At 59.2% G+C, this 22,984-nt stretch carries 28 protein-coding genes; all 28 read right to left on the reverse strand.

Going from position 1 to position 22,984, the window contains the following annotated elements; translation table 11 throughout:
• Nucleotide 1: 1 nt before the first annotated feature.
• The gene (gene rpmD, locus JFY56_RS17255) at nt 2-178 is read right to left on the reverse strand and encodes a 50S ribosomal protein L30 (protein ID WP_036991154.1); all 177 of its coding nucleotides are present in this window, start codon (nt 176-178) and stop codon (nt 2-4) included.
• Between the two features lie 2 nt (nt 179-180).
• Entirely contained in the window at nt 181-681 is a 501-nt protein-coding gene (rpsE, locus tag JFY56_RS17260) for a 30S ribosomal protein S5 (protein ID WP_009617173.1), read from the reverse strand.
• 3 nt (nt 682-684) lie between these two features.
• The gene (gene rplR, locus JFY56_RS17265; protein WP_208315183.1) at nt 685-1,035 is read right to left on the reverse strand and encodes a 50S ribosomal protein L18; all 351 of its coding nucleotides are present in this window, start codon (nt 1,033-1,035) and stop codon (nt 685-687) included.
• A gap of 10 nt (nt 1,036-1,045) precedes the next feature.
• A complete protein-coding gene (gene rplF, locus JFY56_RS17270; RefSeq protein WP_090261963.1) occupies nt 1,046-1,579 on the reverse strand; it encodes a 50S ribosomal protein L6 in 534 nt (177 codons plus the stop codon).
• Between the two features lie 11 nt (nt 1,580-1,590).
• Nucleotides 1,591-1,983 carry a 30S ribosomal protein S8 gene (gene rpsH, locus JFY56_RS17275; protein ID WP_084313379.1) on the reverse strand — a complete coding sequence of 131 codons (393 nt, stop codon included), beginning with the start codon at nt 1,981-1,983 and terminating at the stop codon, nt 1,591-1,593.
• A gap of 185 nt (nt 1,984-2,168) precedes the next feature.
• Entirely contained in the window at nt 2,169-2,474 is a 306-nt protein-coding gene (gene rpsN / locus JFY56_RS17280) for a 30S ribosomal protein S14 (protein ID WP_084929502.1), read from the reverse strand.
• Between the two features lie 13 nt (nt 2,475-2,487).
• Nucleotides 2,488-3,027, reverse strand: coding sequence for a 50S ribosomal protein L5 (rplE, locus tag JFY56_RS17285; protein WP_208315184.1), 540 nt, complete (start codon nt 3,025-3,027; stop codon nt 2,488-2,490).
• A gap of 19 nt (nt 3,028-3,046) precedes the next feature.
• Nucleotides 3,047-3,361, reverse strand: a complete 315-nt coding sequence (gene rplX / locus JFY56_RS17290) for a 50S ribosomal protein L24 (RefSeq protein ID WP_208315185.1) — start codon at nt 3,359-3,361, stop codon at nt 3,047-3,049.
• A gap of 12 nt (nt 3,362-3,373) precedes the next feature.
• Nucleotides 3,374-3,742: a 50S ribosomal protein L14 gene (gene rplN, locus JFY56_RS17295; RefSeq protein WP_003093714.1), complete on the reverse strand. Its 369-nt coding sequence runs from the start codon at nt 3,740-3,742 to the stop codon at nt 3,374-3,376.
• Between the two features lie 23 nt (nt 3,743-3,765).
• Entirely contained in the window at nt 3,766-4,032 is a 267-nt protein-coding gene (rpsQ, locus tag JFY56_RS17300; RefSeq protein WP_208315186.1) for a 30S ribosomal protein S17, read from the reverse strand.
• 2 nt (nt 4,033-4,034) lie between these two features.
• Entirely contained in the window at nt 4,035-4,226 is a 192-nt protein-coding gene (gene rpmC / locus JFY56_RS17305; RefSeq protein ID WP_003093720.1) for a 50S ribosomal protein L29, read from the reverse strand.
• Nucleotides 4,226-4,639, reverse strand: coding sequence for a 50S ribosomal protein L16 (rplP, locus tag JFY56_RS17310; protein ID WP_009617163.1), 414 nt, complete (start codon nt 4,637-4,639; stop codon nt 4,226-4,228). The genes rpmC and rplP overlap by 1 nt, the downstream gene beginning before the upstream one ends.
• Nucleotides 4,640-4,650: 11 nt before the next feature.
• Nucleotides 4,651-5,337 (reverse strand): 30S ribosomal protein S3, encoded by a 687-nt coding sequence (gene rpsC, locus JFY56_RS17315; RefSeq protein WP_015475326.1) that lies wholly within the window; start codon nt 5,335-5,337, stop codon nt 4,651-4,653.
• A 13-nt stretch (nt 5,338-5,350) separates the two neighbouring features.
• A complete protein-coding gene (gene rplV / locus JFY56_RS17320; RefSeq protein WP_003103908.1) occupies nt 5,351-5,683 on the reverse strand; it encodes a 50S ribosomal protein L22 in 333 nt (110 codons plus the stop codon).
• 12 nt (nt 5,684-5,695) lie between these two features.
• Nucleotides 5,696-5,971, reverse strand: a complete 276-nt coding sequence (rpsS, locus tag JFY56_RS17325) for a 30S ribosomal protein S19 (RefSeq protein ID WP_003093734.1) — start codon at nt 5,969-5,971, stop codon at nt 5,696-5,698.
• A 16-nt stretch (nt 5,972-5,987) separates the two neighbouring features.
• Nucleotides 5,988-6,809 carry a 50S ribosomal protein L2 gene (rplB, locus tag JFY56_RS17330; RefSeq protein ID WP_208315187.1) on the reverse strand — a complete coding sequence of 274 codons (822 nt, stop codon included), beginning with the start codon at nt 6,807-6,809 and terminating at the stop codon, nt 5,988-5,990.
• 11 nt (nt 6,810-6,820) lie between these two features.
• Nucleotides 6,821-7,120 (reverse strand): 50S ribosomal protein L23, encoded by a 300-nt coding sequence (gene rplW, locus JFY56_RS17335; protein WP_208315188.1) that lies wholly within the window; start codon nt 7,118-7,120, stop codon nt 6,821-6,823.
• Nucleotides 7,117-7,719, reverse strand: coding sequence for a 50S ribosomal protein L4 (gene rplD / locus JFY56_RS17340; protein ID WP_208315189.1), 603 nt, complete (start codon nt 7,717-7,719; stop codon nt 7,117-7,119). Before rplD ends, rplW begins: the two co-directional genes overlap by 4 nt.
• Nucleotides 7,720-7,733: 14 nt before the next feature.
• Nucleotides 7,734-8,369: a 50S ribosomal protein L3 gene (gene rplC, locus JFY56_RS17345; protein ID WP_208315190.1), complete on the reverse strand. Its 636-nt coding sequence runs from the start codon at nt 8,367-8,369 to the stop codon at nt 7,734-7,736.
• A gap of 82 nt (nt 8,370-8,451) precedes the next feature.
• Nucleotides 8,452-8,763, reverse strand: coding sequence for a 30S ribosomal protein S10 (rpsJ, locus tag JFY56_RS17350; RefSeq protein ID WP_003243886.1), 312 nt, complete (start codon nt 8,761-8,763; stop codon nt 8,452-8,454).
• 158 nt (nt 8,764-8,921) lie between these two features.
• Nucleotides 8,922-10,115 (reverse strand): elongation factor Tu, encoded by a 1,194-nt coding sequence (gene tuf / locus JFY56_RS17355; RefSeq protein ID WP_208315191.1) that lies wholly within the window; start codon nt 10,113-10,115, stop codon nt 8,922-8,924.
• 30 nt (nt 10,116-10,145) lie between these two features.
• Nucleotides 10,146-12,275: an elongation factor G gene (gene fusA, locus JFY56_RS17360; protein WP_208315192.1), complete on the reverse strand. Its 2,130-nt coding sequence runs from the start codon at nt 12,273-12,275 to the stop codon at nt 10,146-10,148.
• A 30-nt stretch (nt 12,276-12,305) separates the two neighbouring features.
• A complete protein-coding gene (rpsG, locus tag JFY56_RS17365) occupies nt 12,306-12,776 on the reverse strand; it encodes a 30S ribosomal protein S7 (protein ID WP_074986512.1) in 471 nt (156 codons plus the stop codon).
• A gap of 99 nt (nt 12,777-12,875) precedes the next feature.
• Nucleotides 12,876-13,247: a 30S ribosomal protein S12 gene (gene rpsL / locus JFY56_RS17370; protein ID WP_015475317.1), complete on the reverse strand. Its 372-nt coding sequence runs from the start codon at nt 13,245-13,247 to the stop codon at nt 12,876-12,878.
• A gap of 150 nt (nt 13,248-13,397) precedes the next feature.
• Nucleotides 13,398-17,597, reverse strand: a complete 4,200-nt coding sequence (gene rpoC, locus JFY56_RS17375) for a DNA-directed RNA polymerase subunit beta' (protein WP_208315193.1) — start codon at nt 17,595-17,597, stop codon at nt 13,398-13,400.
• A 66-nt stretch (nt 17,598-17,663) separates the two neighbouring features.
• Nucleotides 17,664-21,737, reverse strand: a complete 4,074-nt coding sequence (rpoB, locus tag JFY56_RS17380) for a DNA-directed RNA polymerase subunit beta (protein ID WP_208315194.1) — start codon at nt 21,735-21,737, stop codon at nt 17,664-17,666.
• Between the two features lie 218 nt (nt 21,738-21,955).
• Nucleotides 21,956-22,324: a 50S ribosomal protein L7/L12 gene (gene rplL / locus JFY56_RS17385; RefSeq protein WP_208315195.1), complete on the reverse strand. Its 369-nt coding sequence runs from the start codon at nt 22,322-22,324 to the stop codon at nt 21,956-21,958.
• Between the two features lie 76 nt (nt 22,325-22,400).
• Nucleotides 22,401-22,901 (reverse strand): 50S ribosomal protein L10, encoded by a 501-nt coding sequence (rplJ, locus tag JFY56_RS17390; protein WP_208315196.1) that lies wholly within the window; start codon nt 22,899-22,901, stop codon nt 22,401-22,403.
• Nucleotides 22,902-22,984 lie beyond the last annotated feature (83 nt).

The following is a 22,984-nucleotide window of genomic DNA, read 5'->3' on the forward strand; positions in this document are numbered from 1 at the left end:
ATTAACCCTCCACACGCAGCAGGTAGTAAGCCTTGTTGATCATGCCGCGATTCTCAGGAGTATCCTGAACTTCTACGGTGTGACCAATGCGACGCAGGCCGAGGCCCTTGACGCAAGCTTTGTGGTTGGCCAGACGGCCGTTCACGCTCTTGACCAGAGTGACTTTTACGGTTGCCATGGTTAGAGAATCTCCTCGACGCTCTTGCCACGCTTGGCCGCTACGGACTCAGGGGACTGCATGTTCTTCAGGCCCTTGAAGGTCGCGTACACCACGTTCACCGGATTGGTGGAGCCGTAGCACTTGGCGAGAACGTTCTGCACACCAGCCACTTCCAGAACGGCACGCATGGCGCCGCCGGCGATGATGCCGGTACCTTCCGAAGCCGGCTGCATGTACACCTTGGAGGCGCCGTGAGCGGACTTGGTCGGGTACTGCAGGGTGGTGCCGTTCAGATCGACCTGGATCATGTTGCGGCGGGCAGCTTCCATCGCTTTCTGGATAGCGGCCGGCACTTCACGCGCCTTGCCACGACCGAAACCGACACGACCTTTGCCATCGCCAACTACGGTCAGCGCGGTGAAGGCGAAGATACGGCCACCTTTTACGGTTTTGGCGACGCGGTTAACTTGAACCAGCTTCTCGATGTAGCCTTCGTCGCGCTTTTGATCGTTGTTTGCCATAACTTAGAACTCCAGTCCGCCTTCACGAGCGGCATCAGCCAGGGCCTTGATACGGCCGTGGTACTTGAAGCCAGAACGGTCGAACGCCACTTGAGTGACGCCGGCAGCCTTGGCGCGTTCGGCGACCAGTTGACCAACTTTCTTGGCTGCGTCGATGTTGCCGGTGGCACTTTCGCGCAGATCCTTGTCCAGGGTCGAGGCGCTGGCCAGGACCTTGCTGCCGTCGGCCGCGATGACCTGGGCATAAATGTGCTGGGAGGAGCGGTACACGCAGAGGCGTACGGCTTCCAGTTCGCGCATCTTCAGGCGTGCCTTGCGAGCGCGACGCAGACGGGTTTCTTTCTTGACGCTCATTTGCTATGCCCTACTTCTTCTTGGCTTCTTTACGAAGGACGACTTCGTCGGCGTAACGCACGCCCTTGCCTTTGTACGGCTCCGGCGGACGGAAGTCGCGGATTTCCGCAGCAACCTGGCCGACCAGCTGCTTGTCGATGCCCTTGATCAGGATATCGGTCTGGCTGGGGGTTTCGGCGACGATGCCGGCGGGCAGTTCGTAATCAACCGGGTGGGAGAAGCCGAGAGCCAGGGACAGCACTTGGCCTTTGGCCTGCGCTTTGTAACCAACACCAACCAGCTGGAGCTTGCGCTCGAAGCCTTGGCTGACACCGATTACCATGTTGTTGACCAGGGCGCGAGTGGTACCGGCCATGGCACGGGTCTGCTGATCGCCGTTACGGGCAGCGAAACGCAGCTCACCGTTGTCCTGGATGACTTCAACGGAGGGATGAACTTTCAGTTCCAGTGCGCCCTTGGCGCCCTTGACCGACAGTTCCTGACCAGCCAGCTTGATTTCCACGCCGGCAGGCAGCTTGACGGGGTTCTTAGCAACGCGAGACATGCTGATTCCCCTTAGAACACTGTGCAGAGCACTTCGCCACCAACACCAGCAGCGCGGGCAGCACGATCAGTCATCACACCTTTATTGGTGGAAACGATCGAAACACCCAGACCGCCACGGACTTTCGGCAGCTGATCGACGGATTTGTACTGGCGCAGGCCAGGACGGCTGATTCGCTTCACTTCTTCGATGACAGGCTTGCCTTCGAAGTACTTCAGCTCGATGGACAGCAGAGGCTTGGCCTCGGCGCTGACTTGGAAATCCGCAATGTAACCTTCGTCCTTGAGAACCTTGGCTACTGCCGCTTTCAGCTTGGAAGACGGCATGCTCACGACGGTCTTCTCAGCCATCTGGGCATTACGGATGCGAGTTAGCATGTCTGCTAACGGGTCCTGCATACTCATGGGCTTAACGCTCCTACAAATAGATAAGCCTTGAACTTCTAATCGCCCACAAAACGCCAGGCGGATTAAACCCAGGCTCGGGGGAGCCGGGTATTCTAGAGATCGCTCAAAAACGAATCAAGCCCCAAACGGGGCTTGATTCGTCATCGCGATCAACGGAGCCGTCTCCGACTCCGTTGCGGGACTTACCAGCTGGCCTTGACCAGGCCCGGTACGTCACCGCGCATCGCAGCTTCACGCAGCTTGTTACGGCTCAGGCCGAACTTGCGGTAGAAGCCGTGCGGACGACCGGTCAGACGGCAACGGTTACGCAGGCGGCTGGCGCTCGCGTCACGCGGTTGCTTCTGCAGGGCGACCTGCGCATTCCAACGCTCTTCCGCACTGGTGTTCGGATTAGCGATGATCGCTTTCAGCTCGGCACGCTTTTTGGCGTACTTGGCTACCGTCAGCTGACGCTTCAGCTCACGGTTTTTCATGCTCTCTTTAGCCATGTTCCTACTCCAATCAGTTGCGGAACGGGAAGTTGAAAGCGCGCAGCAGAGCGCGGCCTTCATCATCCGAACGAGCGGTGGTGGTCAGAGTGATATCCATACCGCGGAGAGCATCGATCTTGTCGTAATCGATTTCCGGGAAGATGATCTGCTCTTTCACACCCATGCTGTAGTTGCCGCGACCATCGAAGGACTTGGCATTCAGGCCGCGGAAGTCACGCACGCGCGGCAGGGAGATGGACAGCAGACGATCCAGGAACTCGTACATACGGTCGCCACGCAGGGTGACCTTGACGCCGATCGGCCAGCCTTCACGGATCTTGAAGCCCGCGATGGACTTACGAGCGTAAGTCACTACCGGCTTCTGACCAGCGATCTTTTCCAGATCAGCGACAGCGCTCTCGATGACTTTCTTGTCGCCGACAGCTTCGCCCAGACCCATGTTCAGGGTGATTTTGGTGACGCGCGGAACTTCCATCACGTTCGCCAGCTGAAGTTGTTCCTTCAGCTTGGGCGCGATTTCCTTCCGATAAATCTCTTTCAATCGTGCCATGGTGATCTACCTAGCAGCCTCAAGCCTGAACCGGTTTCTGGTTCGACTTGAAGACACGAATTTTCTTCCCGTCTTCGACCTTGAAACCAACGCGATCAGCCTTGCTGGTTTCCGGGTTGAAAATGGCCACGTTGGAGACGTGCAGAGGCGCCTCCTTCTCGACGATACCGCCTTGCTGGTTGAGCATGGGGTTGGGCTTGGTGTGGCGCTTGATCAGGTTCACACCGCCAACGACCAGACGGTCGTCAGCGAGAACTTTCAGCACCTTGCCACGCTTGCCCTTGTCCTTGCCGGCAATGACGATTACTTCGTCGTCACGACGAATTTTTTGCATGACGGCTACTCCTTACAGCACTTCAGGGGCAAGCGAGACGATCTTCATGAACTTCTCGGTACGAAGCTCACGAGTCACTGGCCCAAAGATACGGGTGCCGATCGGCTCCTGCTTGTTGTTCAGCAGGACAGCGGCGTTGCCGTCGAAGCGGATGATGGAACCGTCAGTACGACGTACGCCGTGCTTGGTGCGAACGACCACGGCAGTCATTACCTGGCCCTTCTTCACTTTGCCGCGCGGAATCGCTTCCTTGACGGTGACTTTGATGATGTCGCCGATGCCGGCGTAACGGCGGTGGGAACCGCCGAGCACCTTGATGCACATCACGCGACGCGCGCCGCTGTTGTCAGCGACATCGAGCATGGATTGAGTCTGAATCATAATCTATCTCCGACCCTTAGTCCTTAGACTTCCACCGCGCGCTCAACGACGTCAACCAGGGTCCAGGCCTTGGTTTTGGCCAGCGGACGAGTCTCGCGAATGGTGACCAGGTCACCAATGCGGCACTGATTGGTTTCGTCGTGTGCGTGCAGTTTGGTCGAACGCTTCACGTATTTGCCGTAGATCGGGTGCTTGACGCGACGCTCGATCAGAACGGTGATGGTTTTGTCCATCTTGTCGCTGACGACGCGGCCGGTCAGCGTACGGACGGTTTTCTGAGCTTCAGCCATGATCACTTACCTGCTTGCTGATTGAGCACAGTTTTGACGCGAGCGATGTCGCGCTTCACCTGCGAGAGCAGGTGCGACTGCCCCAACTGGCCAGTTGCTTTCTGCATGCGCAGATTGAACTGGTCGCGCAGCAGGCCGAGCAGTTGCTCGTTCAGCTGCTCAACGGATTTTTCACGAAGTTCATTCGCTTTCATCACATCACCGTCCGCTTAACAAAGGAGGTGGCGAGCGGCAGCTTTGCAGCAGCCAGGGCGAATGCCTCACGCGCCAGCTCTTCGGAAACACCCTCGATCTCGTACAGGACCTTGCCCGGTTGAATCTGGGCTACCCAGTACTCGACGCCGCCCTTACCTTTACCCATACGAACTTCGAGGGGCTTTTTGGTAACCGGCTTGTCGGGGAATACGCGGATCCAGATCTTGCCGCCACGTTTTACGTGACGGGTCAGCGCACGACGCGCGGACTCGATCTGACGTGCAGTGAGACGGCCACGGCTGGTTGCCTTGAGAGCGAACTCGCCGAAGCTGACTTTGCTACCGCGATGAGCCAGGCCACGGTTGTGACCGGTCATCTGCTTGCGGAACTTCGTACGCTTAGGTTGCAGCATTTGCGTACTCCTTACTTAGCAGCTTTTTTACGAGGAGCGGGCGCTACCGGTTTCAGTTCTTCCTGGCGGCCACCGATGACCTCACCCTTGAAGATCCAAACCTTCACACCGATCACACCGTAGGTGGTGTGCGCTTCGTAGGTTGCATAGTCGATATCGGCACGCAGGGTGTGCAGAGGCACACGACCTTCGCGATACCATTCGGTACGAGCAATTTCAGCGCCGCCCAAACGACCACTCACCTGGATCTTGATGCCCTTGGCACCAATGCGCATGGCGTTCTGTACAGCGCGCTTCATGGCGCGACGGAACATAACGCGACGCTCCAGCTGCTGAGCTACGCTCTGCGCAACCAGCATACCGTCGAGTTCCGGCTTGCGGATCTCTTCGATGTTGATGTGCACAGGCACACCCATTTGCTTGGTCAGGTCCTGACGCAGCTTCTCGACATCCTCACCTTTCTTGCCAATCACGATACCCGGACGAGCGGTGTGGATGGTGATGCGTGCGGTTTGAGCCGGACGATGAATATCGATACGGCTTACGGACGCGCTTTTTAGTTTGTCTTGGAGGTACTCACGCACCTTCAGGTCGGCAAACAGATAATCGGCATAAGTGCGCTTATCCGCGTACCAAACAGAGGTGTGCTCCTTGACGATACCCAGGCGAATGCCATTGGGATGTACTTTCTGACCCATCTGATCGACTCCGTTACTTGTCCGCAACCTTGACCGTGATATGGCAAGACCGCTTCACGATGCGATCAGCACGGCCTTTGGCGCGCGGCATGATGCGCTTGAGCGAACGACCTTCGTTGACGAAGACGGTGGAGACCTTCAGGTCATCCACATCGGCGCCTTCGTTGTGCTCAGCGTTGGCAACGGCCGACTCCAGCACTTTTTTCATGATCTCGGCGGCTTTCTTACTGCTGAAAGCCAGGAGGTTGAGCGCTTCGCCCACCTTCTTCCCGCGGATCTGGTCGGCGACCAAGCGGGCTTTCTGGGCGGAGATACGAGCGCCCGACAGCTTAGCGGCTACTTCCATCTTCCTTACCCCTTAACGCTTGGCTTTCTTGTCCGCAGCGTGCCCACGATAAGTGCGGGTAGCAGCGAACTCGCCGAGTTTGTGACCAACCATGTCCTCGTTGACGAGAACCGGCACGTGTTGACGGCCGTTGTGGACAGCGATGGTCAGACCAACCATATGCGGCAGAATCATCGAACGGCGCGACCAGGTCTTGATCGGTTTGCGATCGTTCTTTTCCACCGCCACTTCGACCTTCTTCAACAGGTGAAGATCGATAAACGGACCTTTTTTCAGAGAACGCGGCACTGTCGTATCCCTCTATTTACTTGCGGCGACGGACGATCATGTTATCGGTACGCTTGTTCGCGCGAGTCTTCTTACCTTTCGTCTGAAGACCCCACGGCGATACCGGATGACGACCAGCAGAGGTACGACCTTCACCACCACCATGCGGGTGGTCGACCGGGTTCATGGCAACACCACGAACGGTCGGGCGAACGCCACGCCAGCGCTTGGCACCAGCTTTACCCAGCGAACGCAGGCTGTGCTCGGAGTTCGAGACTTCGCCCAGGGTCGCACGGCAGTCAGCCAGGACTTTACGCATTTCACCGGAACGCAGACGCACGGTTACGTACGCACCTTCACGAGCTACCAGCTGAGCGGAAGCACCAGCGGAGCGGGCGATCTGAGCGCCTTTACCCGGCTTCAGTTCGATACCGTGAACGGTGCTACCTACCGGGATGTTGCGCAGCGGCATGCTGTTGCCAGCCTTGATCGGAGCGCCAATACCGGAGATCAGCTGATCGCCAGCCACCACGCCTTTCGGAGCGATGATGTAGCGACGTTCGCCGTCGGCATATTTCAGCAGAGCGATATGCGCAGTACGGTTCGGATCGTATTCCACGCGCTCGACGATGGCAGGGATGCCATCCTTGTTGCGACGGAAGTCGACCAGACGGTAGTGCTGCTTGTGACCACCACCGATGTGACGAGTGGTGATACGACCGTTGTTGTTACGGCCGCCAGACTTGGATTTTTTCTCGACCAGCGGTGCGTAGGGAGCGCCTTTGTGCAGCTCCTGATTCACCACTTTGACGACAAAGCGACGACCAGCGGACGTCGGTTTGCATTTAACGATTGCCATGATGCACCCCTTTACTCAGCGCCAGCTGCGAAATCGAGATCTTGGCCCGGCTGGAGAGCGATGTACGCTTTTTTCCAGTCGTTGCGCTTGCCCAGGCCGCGAGCGGTGCGTTTGGTCTTGCCCTGAACGTTCAGGGTGGTGACGCGACGCACTTTCACGCCGAACAGGCTTTCTACGGCCTTCTTGATTTCCAGCTTGGTTGCATCAGTGGCAACCTTGAAGACGAATTGGCTCTTGCCGTCCGCGAGACCCGTGGCTTTCTCGGAGATGTGCGGACCAAGCAGCACTTTGAATACGCGTTCCTGGTTCATCCCAGCAGCTCCTCGAACTTCTTCACGGCAGACACGGTGACCAGCACCTTGTCGTAGGCGATCAGGCTGACCGGGTCGGAACCTTGAACGTCACGTACATCGACGTGCGCCAGATTGCGCGCAGCCAGATACAGGTTCTCGTCGACACCATCGGTGACGATGAGCACGTCTTTCAGGCCCAGGGTGTCCAGCTTGCTGACCAGACCTTTGGTTTTCGGTGCATCGACAGCGAAGTCGGCAACGACAACCAGACGCTCCAGACGAACCAGCTCGGAGAGGATGGAACGCAGTGCAGCGCGATACATCTTCTTGTTGAGCTTCTGGGAGTGATCCTGCGGTTTGGCGGCGAAGGTGGTGCCGCCCCCACGCCAGATGGGACTGCGGATGGTGCCAGCGCGAGCACGACCAGTGCCCTTCTGACGCCACGGCTTCTTGCCACCACCGGAGACTTCGGAACGAGTCTTCTGAGCCTTGGTGCCCTGACGACCGCCGGCCATGTAGGCGACGACTGCCTGGTGAACCAGAGTCTCGTTGAATTCGCTACCAAAGGTACGCTCGGAGACTTCGATAGCCTGAGCGCCATTTACATTCAATTGCATCTCAGCTTCCCCTCTTAACCGCGAGCCTTGGCTGCCGGACGCACAAGCACGTTACCGCCGGTAGCGCCAGGAACGGCACCTTTGACCAGCAGCAGATTACGCTCTGCATCGACACGCACGATCTCAAGGGATTGAACGGTTACGCGCTCAGCACCCATATGACCGGACATTTTTTTGCCCTTGAACACTCGACCAGGAGTTTGGCACTGGCCGATGGAACCCGGGACGCGGTGGGAAACGGAGTTACCGTGGGTATTGTCTTGACCACGGAAGTTCCAGCGCTTGATGGTACCGGCGTAGCCTTTACCCTTGGATTCGCCGGTAACGTCTACCAGCTGACCAGCCTGGAACAGGTCGACGGTGATTGCATCACCGGCGGCATACTGCTCTTCGCCCAGACGGAATTCCCACACGCCGCGACCGGCGGCGACATTCGCCTTGGCAAAGTGACCGGCTTGAGCCTTGGTCACGCGGGAGGCACGACGCTCGCCGACAGTCACTTGGACTGCACGATAGCCATCGGACTCTTCGCTTTTGAACTGGGTGACGCGATTCGGTTCGACCTCGATGACCGTAACCGGAATAGAGACACCATCTTCGGTGAAAATGCGGGTCATGCCACACTTACGACCGACAACACCAATTGTCATGTTATGAACCTCTTTAGTGTACGGGGCTTTCACCCGCTATGGCCGCCCATTTCAGAGCGTTACACGACTAATGCCGAAGGCATTAGCCGAGGCTGATCTGTACTTCGACGCCAGCAGCAAGGTCGAGCTTCATCAGCGCATCGACGGTTTTGTCGGTGGGCTGAACGATGTCGAGTACACGCTTGTGAGTACGAATTTCGTACTGGTCGCGAGCATCCTTGTTGACGTGCGGGGAAATCAGCACGGTGTAACGTTCCTTACGGGTCGGCAGAGGAATCGGACCACGCACCTGAGCCCCAGTACGTTTCGCGGTTTCCACGATTTCCTGGGTAGATTGGTCGATCAGGCGATGGTCAAAAGCCTTCAACCGAATACGGATTTGTTGATTTTGCATTTGACCTCAGACTCCAAGTTGCCATTCCCAACGGGCGGACTCCGCCCGTTAAAAGGAGGCGCAATTGTACGGATGCCCCCAGGGGGTGTCAATATTTGATCAACTCAAACGAAAAGGGGCCCCGAAGGGCCCCTTTCCTTTACCGCAGGATCGATCGATTACTCGACGATCTTGGCAACCACGCCGGCGCCAACAGTACGGCCGCCTTCGCGAATCGCGAAGCGCAGACCTTCTTCCATGGCGATCGGAGCGATCAGGGTAACGGTCATCTTGACGTTATCACCCGGCATTACCATCTCAACGCCTTCCGGCAGTTCGCAGTTACCGGTCACGTCGGTGGTACGGAAGTAGAACTGCGGACGGTAGCCCTTGAAGAACGGGGTGTGACGACCACCTTCTTCCTTGGACAGCACGTACACTTCGCACTCGAACTTGGTGTGCGGCTTGATGGTGCCCGGCTTGGCCAGAACCTGGCCACGCTCTACGTCTTCACGCTTGGTGCCACGCAGCAGGACGCCGACGTTCTCACCAGCACGACCTTCGTCGAGCAGCTTGCGGAACATTTCAACGCCGGTGCAGGTAGTCTTGGTGGTCGCCTTGATGCCGACGATTTCCACTTCTTCCTGAACCTTGACGATGCCACGCTCGACACGGCCGGTTACCACGGTGCCACGACCGGAGATCGAGAACACGTCTTCGATCGGCATCAGGAACGGCTGGTCGATTGCACGAACCGGCTCAGGGATGTAGGCATCCAGGGTTTCTACCAGCTTGCGCACGGCGGAAACGCCCATCTCGTTGTCGTCCTGGCCGTTCAGAGCCATCAGAGCCGAACCGGTGATGATCGGAGTGTCGTCGCCCGGGAAGTCGTAGGTGCTCAGCAGGTCGCGAACTTCCATCTCGACCAGTTCCAGCAGTTCGGCATCGTCAACCATGTCGGCCTTGTTCAGGAACACGACGATGTAAGGAACGCCTACCTGACGGGACAGCAGGATGTGCTCACGGGTCTGCGGCATGGGGCCGTCGGCAGCCGAGCAAACCAGGATCGCGCCGTCCATCTGCGCAGCACCGGTGATCATGTTCTTCACATAGTCAGCGTGGCCCGGGCAGTCTACGTGGGCGTAGTGACGTACGGCCGAATCGTATTCAACGTGGGAGGTGTTGATGGTGATACCGCGAGCCTTCTCTTCCGGCGCGTTGTCGATCTGGTCGAAAGCGCGAGCGGCGCCGCCCCAGGTCTCGGAGCAGACCTTGGTCAGAGCAGCGGTCAGAGTGGTTTTACCGTGGTCAACGTGACCGATGGTGCCGACGTTGACGTGCGGTTTGTTACGTTCGAATTTTTCCTTAGCCACGACAGTAAACCTCTTACTTAAAGGGCTGAATCAAGCTTGTTTTTTAACCAGTGCTTCGACGATGTTCGACGGAGCTTCGGCGTACTTGGAGAATTCCATGGAGTAGCTAGCGCGACCCTGCGACATGGAGCGAACATCGGTAGCGTAGCCAAACATTTCACCCAGCGGTACTTCCGCGCGGATGACCTTGCCGGAAACGCTGTCTTCCATGCCCTGGATCAGACCACGACGACGGTTCAGGTCACCCATCACGTCGCCCATGTAGTCCTCAGGAGTCACCACCTCCACCTTCATGATCGGCTCAAGCACTTTACCGCCGCCCTTCTGGGCCAGTTGCTTGGTCGCCATGGAGGCAGCGATCTTGAACGCCATCTCGTTGGAGTCGACGTCATGGTAGGAACCATCGAACACGGTGGCCTTCAGGCCGATGAGCGGATAGCCGGCGACAACGCCGTTCTTCATCTGCTCTTCGATACCCTTCTGGATCGCCGGGATGTATTCCTTCGGAACCACACCGCCCACGACTTCGTTAGTGAACACCAGACCTTCGGTGATGTTGCCTTTCTCGTCCACATCCGGAGTCGAGAAGCGAATCCAGCAGTGACCGAACTGACCACGACCACCGGACTGACGAACGAACTTACCTTCGATCTCGACGTTGTCCTTGGAGATGGTTTCGCGGTAGGAAACCTGCGGCTTGCCGATGTTGGCCTCGACGCCGAACTCGCGCTTCATGCGGTCGACGAGGATGTCCAGGTGCAGCTCACCCATGCCAGAGATGATGGTCTGGCCAGTCTCTTCGTCGGTCTTGACGCGGAACGACGGGTCTTCCTGGGCCAGCTTGCCGAGGGCGATACCCATCTTCTCCTGGTCAGCCTTGGTCTTCGGCTCGACAGCTACCGAAATTACCGGCTCCGGGAAGTCCATGCGCTCGAGGATGATCGGCTTCTCGATGTCGCACAGGGTGTCACCAGTAGTGACGTCCTTCATGCCGATCAGAGCAGCGATGTCGCCAGCGCGCACTTCCTTGATCTCGTCACGCTGGTTGGCGTGCATCTGCACCATACGACCAACGCGCTCTTTCTTGCCTTTCACGGAGTTGATAACCGAGTTACCGGACTCCAGAACGCCCGAGTAGACGCGAACGAAGGTTAGAGTACCAACGAACGGGTCGGTAGCGATCTTGAACGCCAGCGCGGAGAACGGCGCACTGTCGTCAGCAGGACGCTCGTCGTGGATCTCGTTGTCATCGGTGCTGTCCGGATGAACGCCCTGAATCGCCGGGATTTCGGTCGGAGCAGGCAGGAAGTCGATGACGGCGTCGAGAACCAGGGGCACACCCTTGTTCTTGAAGGAGGAACCGCAGACAGCCGGAACGATTTCGCAGGCGATAGTACGCTGACGCAGGCCGGCCTTGATCTCTTCGATCGACAGCTCACCCTCTTCCAGGTACTTGTTCATCAGCTCTTCGTTGGCCTCGGCAGCAGCCTCGACCATGTTGTTGCGCCACTCGTTGGCCAGGTCCACCAGCTCAGCGGGAATTTCTTCCTCGCGGTAGGAGGTGCCCTTGTCGTCTTCGTTCCAGTAGATGGCCTTCATTTTCAGCAGGTCGACCTGACCCTGGAAGTCATCTTCTGCGCCGATGGCCAGCTGAACCGGAACCGGGGTGTGGCCCAGACGGTTCTTGATCTGACCGACGACGCGCAGGAAGTTGGCGCCGGCGCGGTCCATCTTGTTCACGTAGACGATACGCGGAACGCCGTACTTGTTGGCCTGACGCCATACGGTTTCGGACTGCGGCTCAACGCCGGAGGTGCCGCAGAACACCACGACAGCACCGTCCAGTACGCGCAGGGAGCGCTCAACTTCAATGGTGAAGTCTACGTGGCCGGGGGTGTCGATGACGTTTACGCGGTACTTGTCGTACTGGCCGCGCGAACCTTCCCAGAAGGTGGTGATCGCAGCGGAAGTGATGGTGATACCACGCTCCTGCTCCTGCACCATCCAGTCGGTGGTAGCAGCGCCGTCGTGCACCTCACCCATCTTGTGGCTGAGACCTGTGTAGAACAGGATCCGCTCGGTAGTGGTGGTCTTGCCCGCGTCAACGTGGGCGCAGATACCGATGTTCCGATAGCGGTTAATTGCTGTAGTACGAGCCATAAAGCCCTCGCAAAAGTGTTGATGCCGTAATTAGAAGCGGTAGTGCGAGAACGCTTTGTTGGCCTCGGCCATACGGTGCACGTCTTCACGCTTCTTGACGGCGGCGCCTTTGCCTTCAGCAGCATCCAGCAGCTCGCCAGCCAGGCGCAGAGCCATGGACTTCTCGCCACGCTTGCGGGCGTAGTCCACCAGCCAACGCATGGCCAGGGCATTACGACGGGACGGGCGAACTTCGACCGGAACCTGGTAAGTCGCACCACCTACGCGGCGGGACTTCACTTCGACCAGCGGAGCGATGGCGTCGAGTGCTTTTTCGAAGAGTTCCAGGGGGTCACCTTTACCGCGCTCTTTGACCTTGTCCAGAGCACCGTAAACGATACGCTCGGCAACGGCTTTCTTGCCGCTTTCCATCACGTGGTTCATAAACTTGGCCAGAATCTGGCTTCCGTATTTCGGATCAGCCAGAATTTCACGTTTGGCCGCTACACGACGTCTTGGCATTGATAAGCCCTCAAACGGTCTTCAGGTTAGCCCGGGACTGCAACCGTCTTGGTTGAGCCCGACCTTACTCTTATCGACTCAGCAAATAGGAAAACAAAATTACTTCGGACGCTTCGCGCCGTACTTCGAACGACCCTGCTTACGGTCTTTAACGCCGGAGGTATCCAGCGAACCGCGCACGGTGTGGTAACGCACACCCGGGAGGTCCTTTACACGACCGCCGCGGATCAGCACTACGCTGTGCTCTTGCAGGTTGTGACCTTCACCACCGATGTACGAGGAAACCTCGAAACCATTGGTCAGGCGAACACGGCAGACTTTACGCAGTGCCGAGTTCGGCTTTTTCGGGGTGGTGGTGTATACGCGGGTGCATACGCCGCGACGCTGAGGGCAGTTCTGCAGGGCAGGAACGCCGCTCTTGTCGACCAGACGCTTGCGCGGTTTGCGCACCAGCTGGTTGATAGTTGCCATCTATAGCTCCACTGATTGTCTTACGACACATAAACGAAATGGCAGAGCGTTCGCCCTGCCAATTTTCGGGGTACAAGATACTAAAGAGCTTCCTGTAAACCGTCAAGACAAAGCCCCGACTGTCAAGACAGTCGGGGCTTTGTACAAGGCTTAGTTACCGTTCAGGTTGAGCGCTTCGGCCAGGGCGGCTTCGGCCTCGCTGGCGCTCACGCGCTGCGGTTTGCCGAGATCGCGCTGACGCTTGCGCTCGCTGTGGTAGGCCAGACCGGTACCGGCCGGAATCAGACGACCGACCACCACGTTTTCCTTCAGGCCGCGCAGGAAGTCGCGCTTGCCGGTGACCGCCGCCTCGGTGAGGACGCGGGTGGTCTCCTGGAAGGAAGCTGCGGAGATGAACGACTCGGTGGACAGCGAGGCTTTGGTGATACCCAGCAGTACACGCTCGTACTTGGCCGGGAACTTGTCCTCGGTACCCAGCTGTTCGTTCTCCTCCAGAACATGGGTCAGCTCGACCTGATCGCCCTTGATGAAGCTGGAATCGCCCGACTCGGCCACTTCGACCTTGCGCAGCATCTGACGCAGGATGGTCTCGATGTGCTTGTCGTTGATCTTCACGCCCTGCAGGCGGTACACGTCCTGAATCTCGTTGACGATGTACTTGGCCAGCGAGCTCACGCCGAGCAGGCGCAGGATGTCGTGCGGGTTGCTCGGACCGTCGGAGATCACTTCGCCACGGCTTACCTGCTCACCTTCGAACACGTTCAGGTGACGCCACTTCGGAATCAGCTCCTCGTACGGATCGCTACCGTCGGTGGGAGTGATGACCAGGCGGCGCTTGCCCTTGGTTTCCTTGCCGAAGGAGATGGTGCCGCTGATTTCCGCCAGGATCGAAGGCTCTTTCGGACGACGAGCTTCGAACAGGTCGGCAACGCGCGGCAGACCACCGGTGATGTCGCGGGTCTTCGAAGTTTCCTGCGGGATACGCGCGATAACGTCACCGATGCGCACTTTCGCGCCATCGTTGAGGTTGACCAGGGCGTTCGCCGGCAGGAAGTACTGTGCGGGCACGTCGGTACCCGGCAGCAGCAGATCCTTGCCAGCGGCGTCGATCAGCTTCACGGCCGGACGAATGTCCTTGCCGGCAGCCGGACGATCCTTCGGATCCATCACCTCGATATTGGTCAGACCGGTGAGTTCGTCGGTCTGGCGCTTGATGGTGATGCCTTCTTCCATGCCCACGAAGGCCACGGTACCGTCCATCTCGGTAACGATCGGGTGGGTGTGCGGGTCCCACTTGACGACGATTGCGCCCGGATCGACCTTGTCGCCTTCCTTGACCGAAATGACCGCACCGTACGGCAGCTTGTAGCGCTCGCGCTCGCGACCGAAGTCGTCGGCAACCGCCAGTTCGCCCGAACGGGATACCGCCACCAGCGCGCCATCGGCACGCTCGACGTGCTTCAGGTTGTGCAGGCGGATGGTGCCGCCGTTCTTGACCTGCACGTTGTCCGCAGCGGAGGTCCGGCTGGCCGCACCACCGATGTGGAAGGTACGCATGGTCAGCTGGGTACCCGGCTCACCGATGGACTGGGCGGCGATGACGCCGACCGCTTCACCGATGTTCACACGGTGACCACGGGCCAGATCGCGGCCGTAGCACATGGCGCAAATGCCATGACGGGTTTCGCAGGTAATCGGCGAACGAACGACGACTTCGTCGACGCTCATCTGCTCGAGGAAGTCGACCCACTTCTCGTCGATCAGGGTGCCGGCAGGAACGATCACGTCGTCGCCACCCGGCTTGAACACGTCACGCGCGATCACGCGGCCGAGGACGCGCTCACCCAGCGGCTCGACGATGTCGCCGCCTTCGATGTGCGGAGACATGACCAGGCCATGCTCGGTGCCGCAATCGATCTCGGTAACCACCAGATCCTGCGCCACGTCGACCAGACGACGGGTCAGGTAACCGGAGTTCGCGGTCTTCAGTGCGGTATCCGCCAGACCCTTACGAGCACCGTGGGTGGAGATGAAGTACTGGAGTACGTTCAGGCCTTCACGGAAGTTCGCGGTGATCGGCGTCTCGATGATCGAGCCGTCCGGCTTGGCCATCAGGCCACGCATACCGGCCAACTGACGGATCTGGGCCGCGGAACCCCGCGCACCGGAGTCCGCCATCATGTACATGGAGTTGAAGGACTCCTGGTCGACTACCTTGCCTTCGCGATCGGTCACCTTCTCTTTCGAGAGGTTGGACATCATCGCCTTGGACACTTCGTCGTTGGCCTTCGACCACAGGTCGATCACCTTGTTGTACTTCTCGCCCTGGGTTACCAGGCCGGAGGCGTACTGGCTCTCGATCTCCTTCACTTCCTCGGTGGCGGCGTTGATGATGCGCGCCTTCTCATCCGGGATGACGAAGTCGTTCACGCCGATGGATACGCCGGAAATCGTCGAGTAGGCGAAACCGGTGTACATCAGTTGGTCGGCGAAGATGACGGTGTCCTTCAGACCAACCACGCGATAGCACTGGTTGATCAGCTTGGAGATCGCCTTTTTCTTCATCGACTGGTTGACCACGTCGTACGGCAGACCAGCCGGAACGACCTGGAACAGCAGCGCACGGCCGACGGTAGTGTCGACGATGCGGGTGTTGGCAGTCAGGCTGCCGTCTTCGTTCTTGACCTTCTCGTTGATCCGCACTTTCACGCGGGCGTGCAGGGACACCTGGCCGCTACGGTAGGCGCGGTCGACTTCCTGCAGGTCGGCAAAGGCCATGCCCTCGCCCTTCGCATTCACCGCTTCACGGGTCATGTAGTACAGACCCATTACCACGTCCTGCGACGGAACGATGATCGGCTCGCCGTTGGCGGGCGACAGGATGTTGTTGGTGGACATCATCAGCGCACGCGCTTCCAGCTGGGCCTCGAGGGTCAGCGGAACGTGCACGGCCATCTGGTCACCGTCGAAGTCGGCGTTGTACGCGGCGCAGACCAGCGGGTGCAGCTGGATCGCCTTGCCTTCGATGAGGACCGGCTCGAACGCCTGGATACCCAGACGGTGCAGGGTCGGCGCACGGTTCAGCAGGACCGGATGTTCGCGGATGACTTCGGCGAGAACGTCCCAGACCTCGGGCAGCTCGCGCTCGACCATCTTCTTCGCAGCCTTGATGGTGGTGGCCATGCCACGACCTTCCAGCTTACCGAAGATGAACGGCTTGAACAGCTCCAGGGCCATCTTCTTCGGCAGACCGCACTGGTGCAGACGCAGGGTCGGGCCCACGGTGATCACGGAACGACCGGAGTAGTCCACGCGCTTGCCGAGCAGGTTCTGACGGAAGCGACCTTGCTTACCCTTGATCATGTCGGCCAGCGACTTCAGCGGGCGCTTGTTCGAGCCAGTGATGGCGCGACCACGGCGGCCGTTGTCGAGCAGGGCGTCGACGGCTTCCTGCAGCATGCGCTTTTCGTTGCGCACGATGATGTCCGGAGCGGCCAGGTCGAGCAGGCGCTTCAGACGGTTGTTACGGTTGATCACGCGACGGTACAGATCGTTCAGATCGGAAGTCGCGAAGCGGCCGCCATCCAGCGGAACCAGCGGGCGCAGGTCCGGCGGCAGCACCGGCAGGACGGTCAGCACCATCCACTCCGGATGGTTGCCGGAGCCCTGGAAGGCTTCCATCAGCTTCAGGCGTTTGGACAGCTTCTTGATCTTGGTTTCCGAGTTGGTCTGCGGAATCTCTTCGCGCAGGCGGCCGATCTCGTGCTCCAGGTCGATCTGGTTGAGCAGCTCGCGAACGGCTTCCGCGCCCATGCGCGCGTCGAAGTCGTCACCGAACTCTTCGAGGGCTTCGAAGTACTGCTCGTCGTTCAGCAGTTGGCCTTTTTCCAGAGTGGTCATGCCCGGATCGATCACCACGTAGCTCTCGAAATAGAGCACGCGCTCGATGTCACGCAGGGTCATGTCCAGCAGCAGGCCGATACGGGACGGCAGGGACTTCAGGAACCAGATGTGGGCGACCGGCGAAGCCAGTTCGATGTGGCCCATGCGCTCGCGGCGCACCTTGGCCAGGGCGACTTCGACGCCGCACTTCTCGCAGATCACACCACGGTGCTTCAGGCGCTTGTACTTACCGCACAGGCACTCGTAGTCCTTCACCGGGCCGAAGATCTTGGCGCAGAACAGGCCATCGCGCTCCGGCTTGAAGGTACGGTAGTTGATGGTCTCCGGCTTCTTAACTTCGCCGAACGACCAGGAACGAATCATCTCGGGCGAGGCCAGACCAATACGAATGGCATCGAACTCTTCGATTTGACCCTGGTTTTTCAACAGATTGAGCAAGTCTTTCAAGGCCTTTCCTCCTCACGGACCCGGTGCGACCGGCCTTGACCAGCCGCACCGTTCTAGCGTCACGTGTTATTCGGTTTCCAGTTCGATATCGATGCCGAGCGAGCGGATCTCTTTGATCAGCACGTTGAAGGACTCGGGCATGCCGGCCTCCATGCGGTGATCGCCGTCCACGATGTTCTTGTACATCTTGGTACGTCCGTTCACGTCGTCCGACTTCACGGTCAGCATTTCCTGCAGGGTGTAGGCGGCGCCGTAGGCTTCCAGTGCCCAGACCTCCATCTCCCCGAAGCGCTGGCCACCGAACTGCGCCTTACCACCCAGCGGCTGCTGGGTAACCAGGCTGTAGGAACCGGTGGAACGTGCGTGCATCTTGTCATCGACCAGGTGGTTCAGCTTCAGCATGTACATGTAACCAACGGTGGTCGTGCGCTCGAACTGATTGCCAGTACGGCCGTCGAACAGGCGCATCTGGCCGCTCTCAGGCAGATCGGCGAGCTTGAGCATCTTCTTGATCTCAACCTCTTTGGCACCGTCGAACACTGCAGTCGCCATCGGTACGCCGCCACGCAGGTTGTTCGCCAGCGCGAGAATCTCGTTATCGTTCAGCTCGTCCAGGTTCTCCTGGCGGCCGCCGATCTCGTTGTAGATCTCGTGCAGGAACTTGCGCAGCTCAGCGATCTTGCGTTGCTCTTCGAGCATGCGGTTGATCTTCTCGCCCAGCCCCTTGGCCGCGAGGCCCAGGTGGGTTTCGAGGATCTGACCGACGTTCATACGCGACGGTACGCCCAGCGGGTTCAGTACGATGTCGACCGGAGTGCCGTTGGCGTCATGCGGCATGTCTTCCACCGGCATGATTACCGAGACCACACCCTTGTTACCGTGACGGCCGGCCATCTTGTCGCCAGGCTGGATACGACGCTTGATCGCCAGGTAGACCTTGACGATCTTCAGCACGCCCGGAGCCAGGTCATCGCCCTGCTGCAGCTTGCGCTTCTTGTCTTCGAACTTGTCGTCGAGCAGTTGGCGACGGTCGCTGATGTAGGCCTGGGCCTTTTCCAGCTGTTCGTTCAGAGCATCCTCAGCCATGCGCAGCTTGAACCACTGGCCGCGCTCGAGGCCGTCGAGGTACTCGTCGGTGATCTCGGTGCCTTTCTTCAGCGCCGGACCGCCATCGGCGACAGAGCCGACCAGGGCGGAGCGCAGACGCTCGAAGGTGGCGCCTTCGACGATGCGGAACTCTTCGTTGAGGTCCTTGCGGATCTCGTCCAGCTGCATCTTCTCGATGGCCAGGGCGCGGGAGTCGCGCTCGACGCCGTCACGAGTGAACACCTGCACGTCGATGACGGTGCCCTTGGTGCCGGTCGGCACGCGCAGGGAGGTGTCCTTCACGTCGGACGCCTTCTCACCGAAGATCGCGCGCAGCAGCTTCTCTTCCGGAGTCAGCTGGGTCTCGCCTTTCGGAGTGACCTTGCCGACCAGGATGTCGCCGGCCTGAACTTCGGCGCCGACGTAGACGATACCCGCCTCGTCCAGCTTGTTCAGCGCAGCTTCACCCACGTTCGGGATGTCCGCGGTGATTTCCTCTGGGCCGAGCTTGGTGTCACGTGCGACGCAAGTCAGCTCCTGGATGTGGATCGTGGTGAAACGATCTTCCTGGACCACGCGCTCGGACAGGCAGATGGAGTCTTCGAAGTTGAAGCCGTTCCAGGGCATGAACGCTACGCGCATGTTCTGACCCAGAGCCAGCTCACCCATATCGGTGGACGGACCGTCGGCCAGGATGTCGCTACGCGATACCTTGTCACCCTTCTGCACCAGCGGACGCTGGTTGATGCAGGTGTTCTGGTTCGAACGGGTGTACTTGGTCAGGTTGTAGATGTCGACGCCGGCTTCACCGGTTTCGACTTCGTCGTCGTTCACACGCACCACGATACGGCTGGCGTCGACCGAGTCGATTACACCGCCGCGGCGGGCAACCACGCAGACGCCGGAGTCGCGCGCTACGTTGCGCTCCATGCCGGTACCGACCAGAGGCTTGTCGGCACGCAGGGTCGGCACGGCCTGACGCTGCATGTTCGAGCCCATGAGTGCACGGTTGGCGTCGTCGTGCTCGAGGAACGGAATCAGCGAGGCAGCGACGGAAACGACCTGCTTCGGCGAAACGTCCATCAGGGTCACGTCTTCCGGCGCCTTGACGGTGAATTCGTTGAGGTGACGCACTGCCACCAGTTCGTCGATCAGCTGGCCTTTATCGTTCAGGGTCGCGGACGCCTGAGCGATCACGTGATCGGCCTCTTCGATAGCGGAGAGGAAGACGATCTCGTCGGTCACCTGGCCTTCCTTGACCACACGGTACGGGCTCTCGAGGAAGCCGTACTTGTTGGTGCGGGCGTAGGTCGCCAGGGAGTTGATCAGACCGATGTTCGGGCCTTCAGGGGTTTCGATCGGGCAGACACGACCGTAGTGGGTCGGGTGTACGTCACGAACCTCGAAGCCGGCGCGCTCACGGGTCAGACCGCCCGGGCCGAGTGCGGAAACGCGGCGCTTGTGGGTGATCTCGGAGAGCGGGTTGTTCTGGTCCATGAACTGCGACAGCTGGCTGGAACCGAAGAACTCCTTGATCGCGGCAGCCACCGGCTTGGCGTTGATCAGGTCCTGCGGCATCAGGCCTTCGCTTTCGGCCATGGACAGGCGTTCCTTGACCGCACGCTCGACGCGCACCAGGCCAACGCGGAACTGGTTCTCGGCCATTTCGCCGACGCAACGTACGCGACGGTTACCGAGGTGGTCGATGTCATCGACGATGCCCTTGCCGTTACGGATGCCGACGAGGGTCTTCAGGACCTCGACGATATCTTCCTTGCTCAGCACGCCCTGACCTTCGATCTCGGTACGACCGATACGGCGGTTGAACTTCATCCGGCCGACAGCGGAGAGATCGTAACGCTCGGCGCTGAAGAACAGGTTGCCGAACAGGGTCTCGGCGGCTTCCTTGGTCGGCGGCTCGCCGGGACGCATCATCCGGTAGATCTCGACCAGTGCTTCCAGCTGATTGCCGGTGGAGTCGATCTTCAGGGTGTCGGAGATGAACGGACCGCAGTCGATGTCGTTGGTGTACAGGGTTTCCAGACGTACGACCTGGGCCTTGGCGACTTTCGCCAGGATATCCACGCTCAGCTCGGTGTTGCATTCGGCGATGATCTCGCCGGTAGCCGGGTGCACGATGGCCTTGGCCACGGTACGGCCGATCAGGTAGTCGAACGGCACTTCCAGCTGGCTGATGCCGGCTTTCTCGAGCTGGTTGATGTGGCGAGCGGTGATACGACGGCCCTGCTCGACGATGACCTTGCCGGCAGCATCCTTGATGTCGAAGCTGGCGATTTCACCGCGCAGACGCTGAGGCACCAGCTCCAGGCTCAGGGACTCGCCCTTGATGTGGAACTGGTTGGTGTCATAGAACGCGTTGAGGATTTCCTCGGTGCCGTAGCCCAGGGCGCGCAGCAGGACGGAAGCCGGCAGTTTGCGGCGACGGTCGATACGGACGAACACGCAGTCCTTCGGATCGAACTCGAAGTCGAGCCAGGAACCACGGTAGGGAATGATGCGCGCGGAGTACAGCAGCTTGCCGGAGCTGTGGGTCTTGCCGCGGTCGTGGTCGAAGAACACGCCCGGGGAACGGTGCAGCTGGGAAACGATGACGCGCTCGGTACCGTTGATGATGAAGGTACCGTTCTCGGTCATCAGGGGGATTTCCCCCATGTAGACTTCCTGTTCCTTGATGTCCTTGATCGCTTTGTTCGACGATTCTTTGTCGAAGATGATCAGGCGCACTTTCACACGCAGCGGGACGGCGAAGGTCACACCGCGCAGCACGCACTCTTTCACGTCGAATGCCGGCTCGCCCAGGCGATAGCCGACGTATTCCAGGGCAGCATTGCCGGAATAGCTGATAATCGGGAAGACGGACTTGAAGGCCGCATGCAGACCGATATCACGGATCTGATCCTTGCTTGCGCCCGCCTGCAGGAATTCGCGATAGGAATCCAGCTGGATGGCCAGCAAATACGGCACATCCATGACGTCCGGCAACTTGCTAAAGTCCTTGCGGATACGTTTTTTCTCAGTGTATGAGTAAGCCATCAGCGTTCCCCAGCTTGGTCACCTGCTTGTTTGGCCTCTCCCACGGGAGCAGCCGAAAAATCGTGCAAACCCTCGGTTTGCGCCGCCCTCGGGCGGGTTTTCACATTATGGAAATGGCGCCTGCGGCGACATTCCCATAACGGAAAAAGGCCGGTGGCAAAAGCCACCAGCCATCAGCCTTTCGCTTACCGCTTGGGCTGTAGACGCAAAGTCGTCGCTTACTTGAGCTCGACTTTGGCGCCAGCTTCTTCCAGGGCTTTCTTGGCAGATTCGGCTTCTTCTTTCGAAACGCCTTCCTTGACCACGCCCGGAGCGCCGTCTACGACAGCCTTGGCTTCTTTCAGACCCAGACCGGTCAGTTCGCGAACGACCTTGATCACGTTCACTTTCTTCTCGCCGGCTTCGGCCAGAACGATGGTGAACTCGGTCTGCTCTTCAGCAGCGGCAGCAGCAACAGCCGGGCCAGCAGCAACAGCGGCAGCTGCGGTTACGCCGAACTTCTCTTCCATCGCCTTGATCAGTTCAACGATCTGCATGACGGACATTTCGGATACGGCGTTGATGATGTCTTCGTTGGTCAGAGCCATGACTCTAATTCCTGTATTGGGTGACGACCTAGCGGCCATCTATTAAACAAAAAAGGTTGAAAGCGTACCGGATGCCTTAGGCAGCGGCGGCTTCTTTCTGGTCGCGAACAGCCGCCAGAGTACGAGCCAGCTTGCTGGTAGCGCCTTGGATAACGCTCATCAGCTGTGCTACGGCTTCGTCGTAGGTCGGCAGGGTCGCCAGAACGTCGATCTGATTGGCTGCGAGGAACTGACCCTCGAACGCGGCCGCCTTGATCTCGAACTTGTCCTGACCCTTGGCGAAGTCCTTGAAGATACGGGCAGCAGCGCCCGGATGCTCGTTGGAGAACGCAATAAGGGTCGGGCCTTTGAACACGTCGTTGAGCACGTCGAACTGAGTGCCTTCAACGGCGCGGCGCAGCAGGGTGTTACGTACGACTTTCACGTACACACCAGCAGCACGGGCCTCTTTACGGAGTCCGGTCATGGCGCCTACGGTCACGCCACGGGCATCAGCCACGACAGCGGACAGGGCAGCTTTGGCAGCCTCGTTGACTTCAGCGACGATGGCCTTCTTGTCTTCGAGTTTAATTGCCACGGGTTTACTCCTGGATGTTACCGATTCGTCCAGCCGGAGCCGGACGGCGTTTTGGTGTCTGATTCGGTCAACGAATCGGGAGC

It is taken from the genome of Pseudomonas schmalbachii (genome assembly GCF_017589465.1).
In the GTDB taxonomy this organism is placed as follows: domain Bacteria; phylum Pseudomonadota; class Gammaproteobacteria; order Pseudomonadales; family Pseudomonadaceae; genus Pseudomonas; species Pseudomonas schmalbachii.

Excerpts from the sequence above, each read along its gene's own strand:
- rpsN (WP_084929502.1), bottom strand. The coding sequence starts at position 2,474 with ATGGCTAAAGAGAGCATGAAAAACCGTGAGCTGAAGCGTCAGCTGACG.
- rplW (WP_208315188.1), bottom strand. The coding sequence starts at position 7,120 with ATGAACCAGGAACGCGTATTCAAAGTGCTGCTTGGTCCGCACATCTCC.
- rpoB (WP_208315194.1), bottom strand. The coding sequence starts at position 21,737 with ATGGCTTACTCATACACTGAGAAAAAACGTATCCGCAAGGACTTTAGC.
- rplV (WP_003103908.1), bottom strand. The coding sequence starts at position 5,683 with ATGGAAGTAGCCGCTAAGCTGTCGGGCGCTCGTATCTCCGCCCAGAAA.
- rplN (WP_003093714.1), bottom strand. The coding sequence starts at position 3,742 with ATGATTCAGACTCAATCCATGCTCGATGTCGCTGACAACAGCGGCGCG.
- rplD (WP_208315189.1), bottom strand. The coding sequence starts at position 7,719 with ATGCAATTGAATGTAAATGGCGCTCAGGCTATCGAAGTCTCCGAGCGT.
- rplE (WP_208315184.1), bottom strand. The coding sequence starts at position 3,027 with ATGGCACGATTGAAAGAGATTTATCGGAAGGAAATCGCGCCCAAGCTG.
- rpsQ (WP_208315186.1), bottom strand. The coding sequence starts at position 4,032 with ATGGCTGAAGCTCAGAAAACCGTCCGTACGCTGACCGGCCGCGTCGTC.
- rpsJ (WP_003243886.1), bottom strand. The coding sequence starts at position 8,763 with ATGCAAAATCAACAAATCCGTATTCGGTTGAAGGCTTTTGACCATCGC.
- rplC (WP_208315190.1), bottom strand. The coding sequence starts at position 8,369 with ATGACAATTGGTGTTGTCGGTCGTAAGTGTGGCATGACCCGCATTTTC.
- rpsL (WP_015475317.1), bottom strand. The coding sequence starts at position 13,247 with ATGGCAACTATCAACCAGCTGGTGCGCAAACCGCGCAAGCGTCTGGTC.
- rplF (WP_090261963.1), bottom strand. The coding sequence starts at position 1,579 with ATGTCTCGCGTTGCTAAGAACCCCGTCAAGCTGCCTGCCGGCGTGGAA.
- rplP (WP_009617163.1), bottom strand. The coding sequence starts at position 4,639 with ATGCTGCAACCTAAGCGTACGAAGTTCCGCAAGCAGATGACCGGTCAC.
- rplX (WP_208315185.1), bottom strand. The coding sequence starts at position 3,361 with ATGCAAAAAATTCGTCGTGACGACGAAGTAATCGTCATTGCCGGCAAG.
- rpsE (WP_009617173.1), bottom strand. The coding sequence starts at position 681 with ATGGCAAACAACGATCAAAAGCGCGACGAAGGCTACATCGAGAAGCTG.
- rplB (WP_208315187.1), bottom strand. The coding sequence starts at position 6,809 with ATGGCAATCGTTAAATGCAAACCGACGTCCGCTGGTCGTCGCTTTGTC.
- rpmC (WP_003093720.1), bottom strand. The coding sequence starts at position 4,226 with ATGAAAGCGAATGAACTTCGTGAAAAATCCGTTGAGCAGCTGAACGAG.
- rplR (WP_208315183.1), bottom strand. The coding sequence starts at position 1,035 with ATGAGCGTCAAGAAAGAAACCCGTCTGCGTCGCGCTCGCAAGGCACGC.
- rpsH (WP_084313379.1), bottom strand. The coding sequence starts at position 1,983 with ATGAGTATGCAGGACCCGTTAGCAGACATGCTAACTCGCATCCGTAAT.
- fusA (WP_208315192.1), bottom strand. The coding sequence starts at position 12,275 with ATGGCTCGTACTACAGCAATTAACCGCTATCGGAACATCGGTATCTGC.
- rplL (WP_208315195.1), bottom strand. The coding sequence starts at position 22,324 with ATGGCTCTGACCAACGAAGACATCATCAACGCCGTATCCGAAATGTCC.
- rpsG (WP_074986512.1), bottom strand. The coding sequence starts at position 12,776 with ATGCCAAGACGTCGTGTAGCGGCCAAACGTGAAATTCTGGCTGATCCG.
- rpmD (WP_036991154.1), bottom strand. The coding sequence starts at position 178 with ATGGCAACCGTAAAAGTCACTCTGGTCAAGAGCGTGAACGGCCGTCTG.
- rpsC (WP_015475326.1), bottom strand. The coding sequence starts at position 5,337 with ATGGGTCAGAAAGTACATCCCAATGGCATTCGCCTGGGTATCGTCAAG.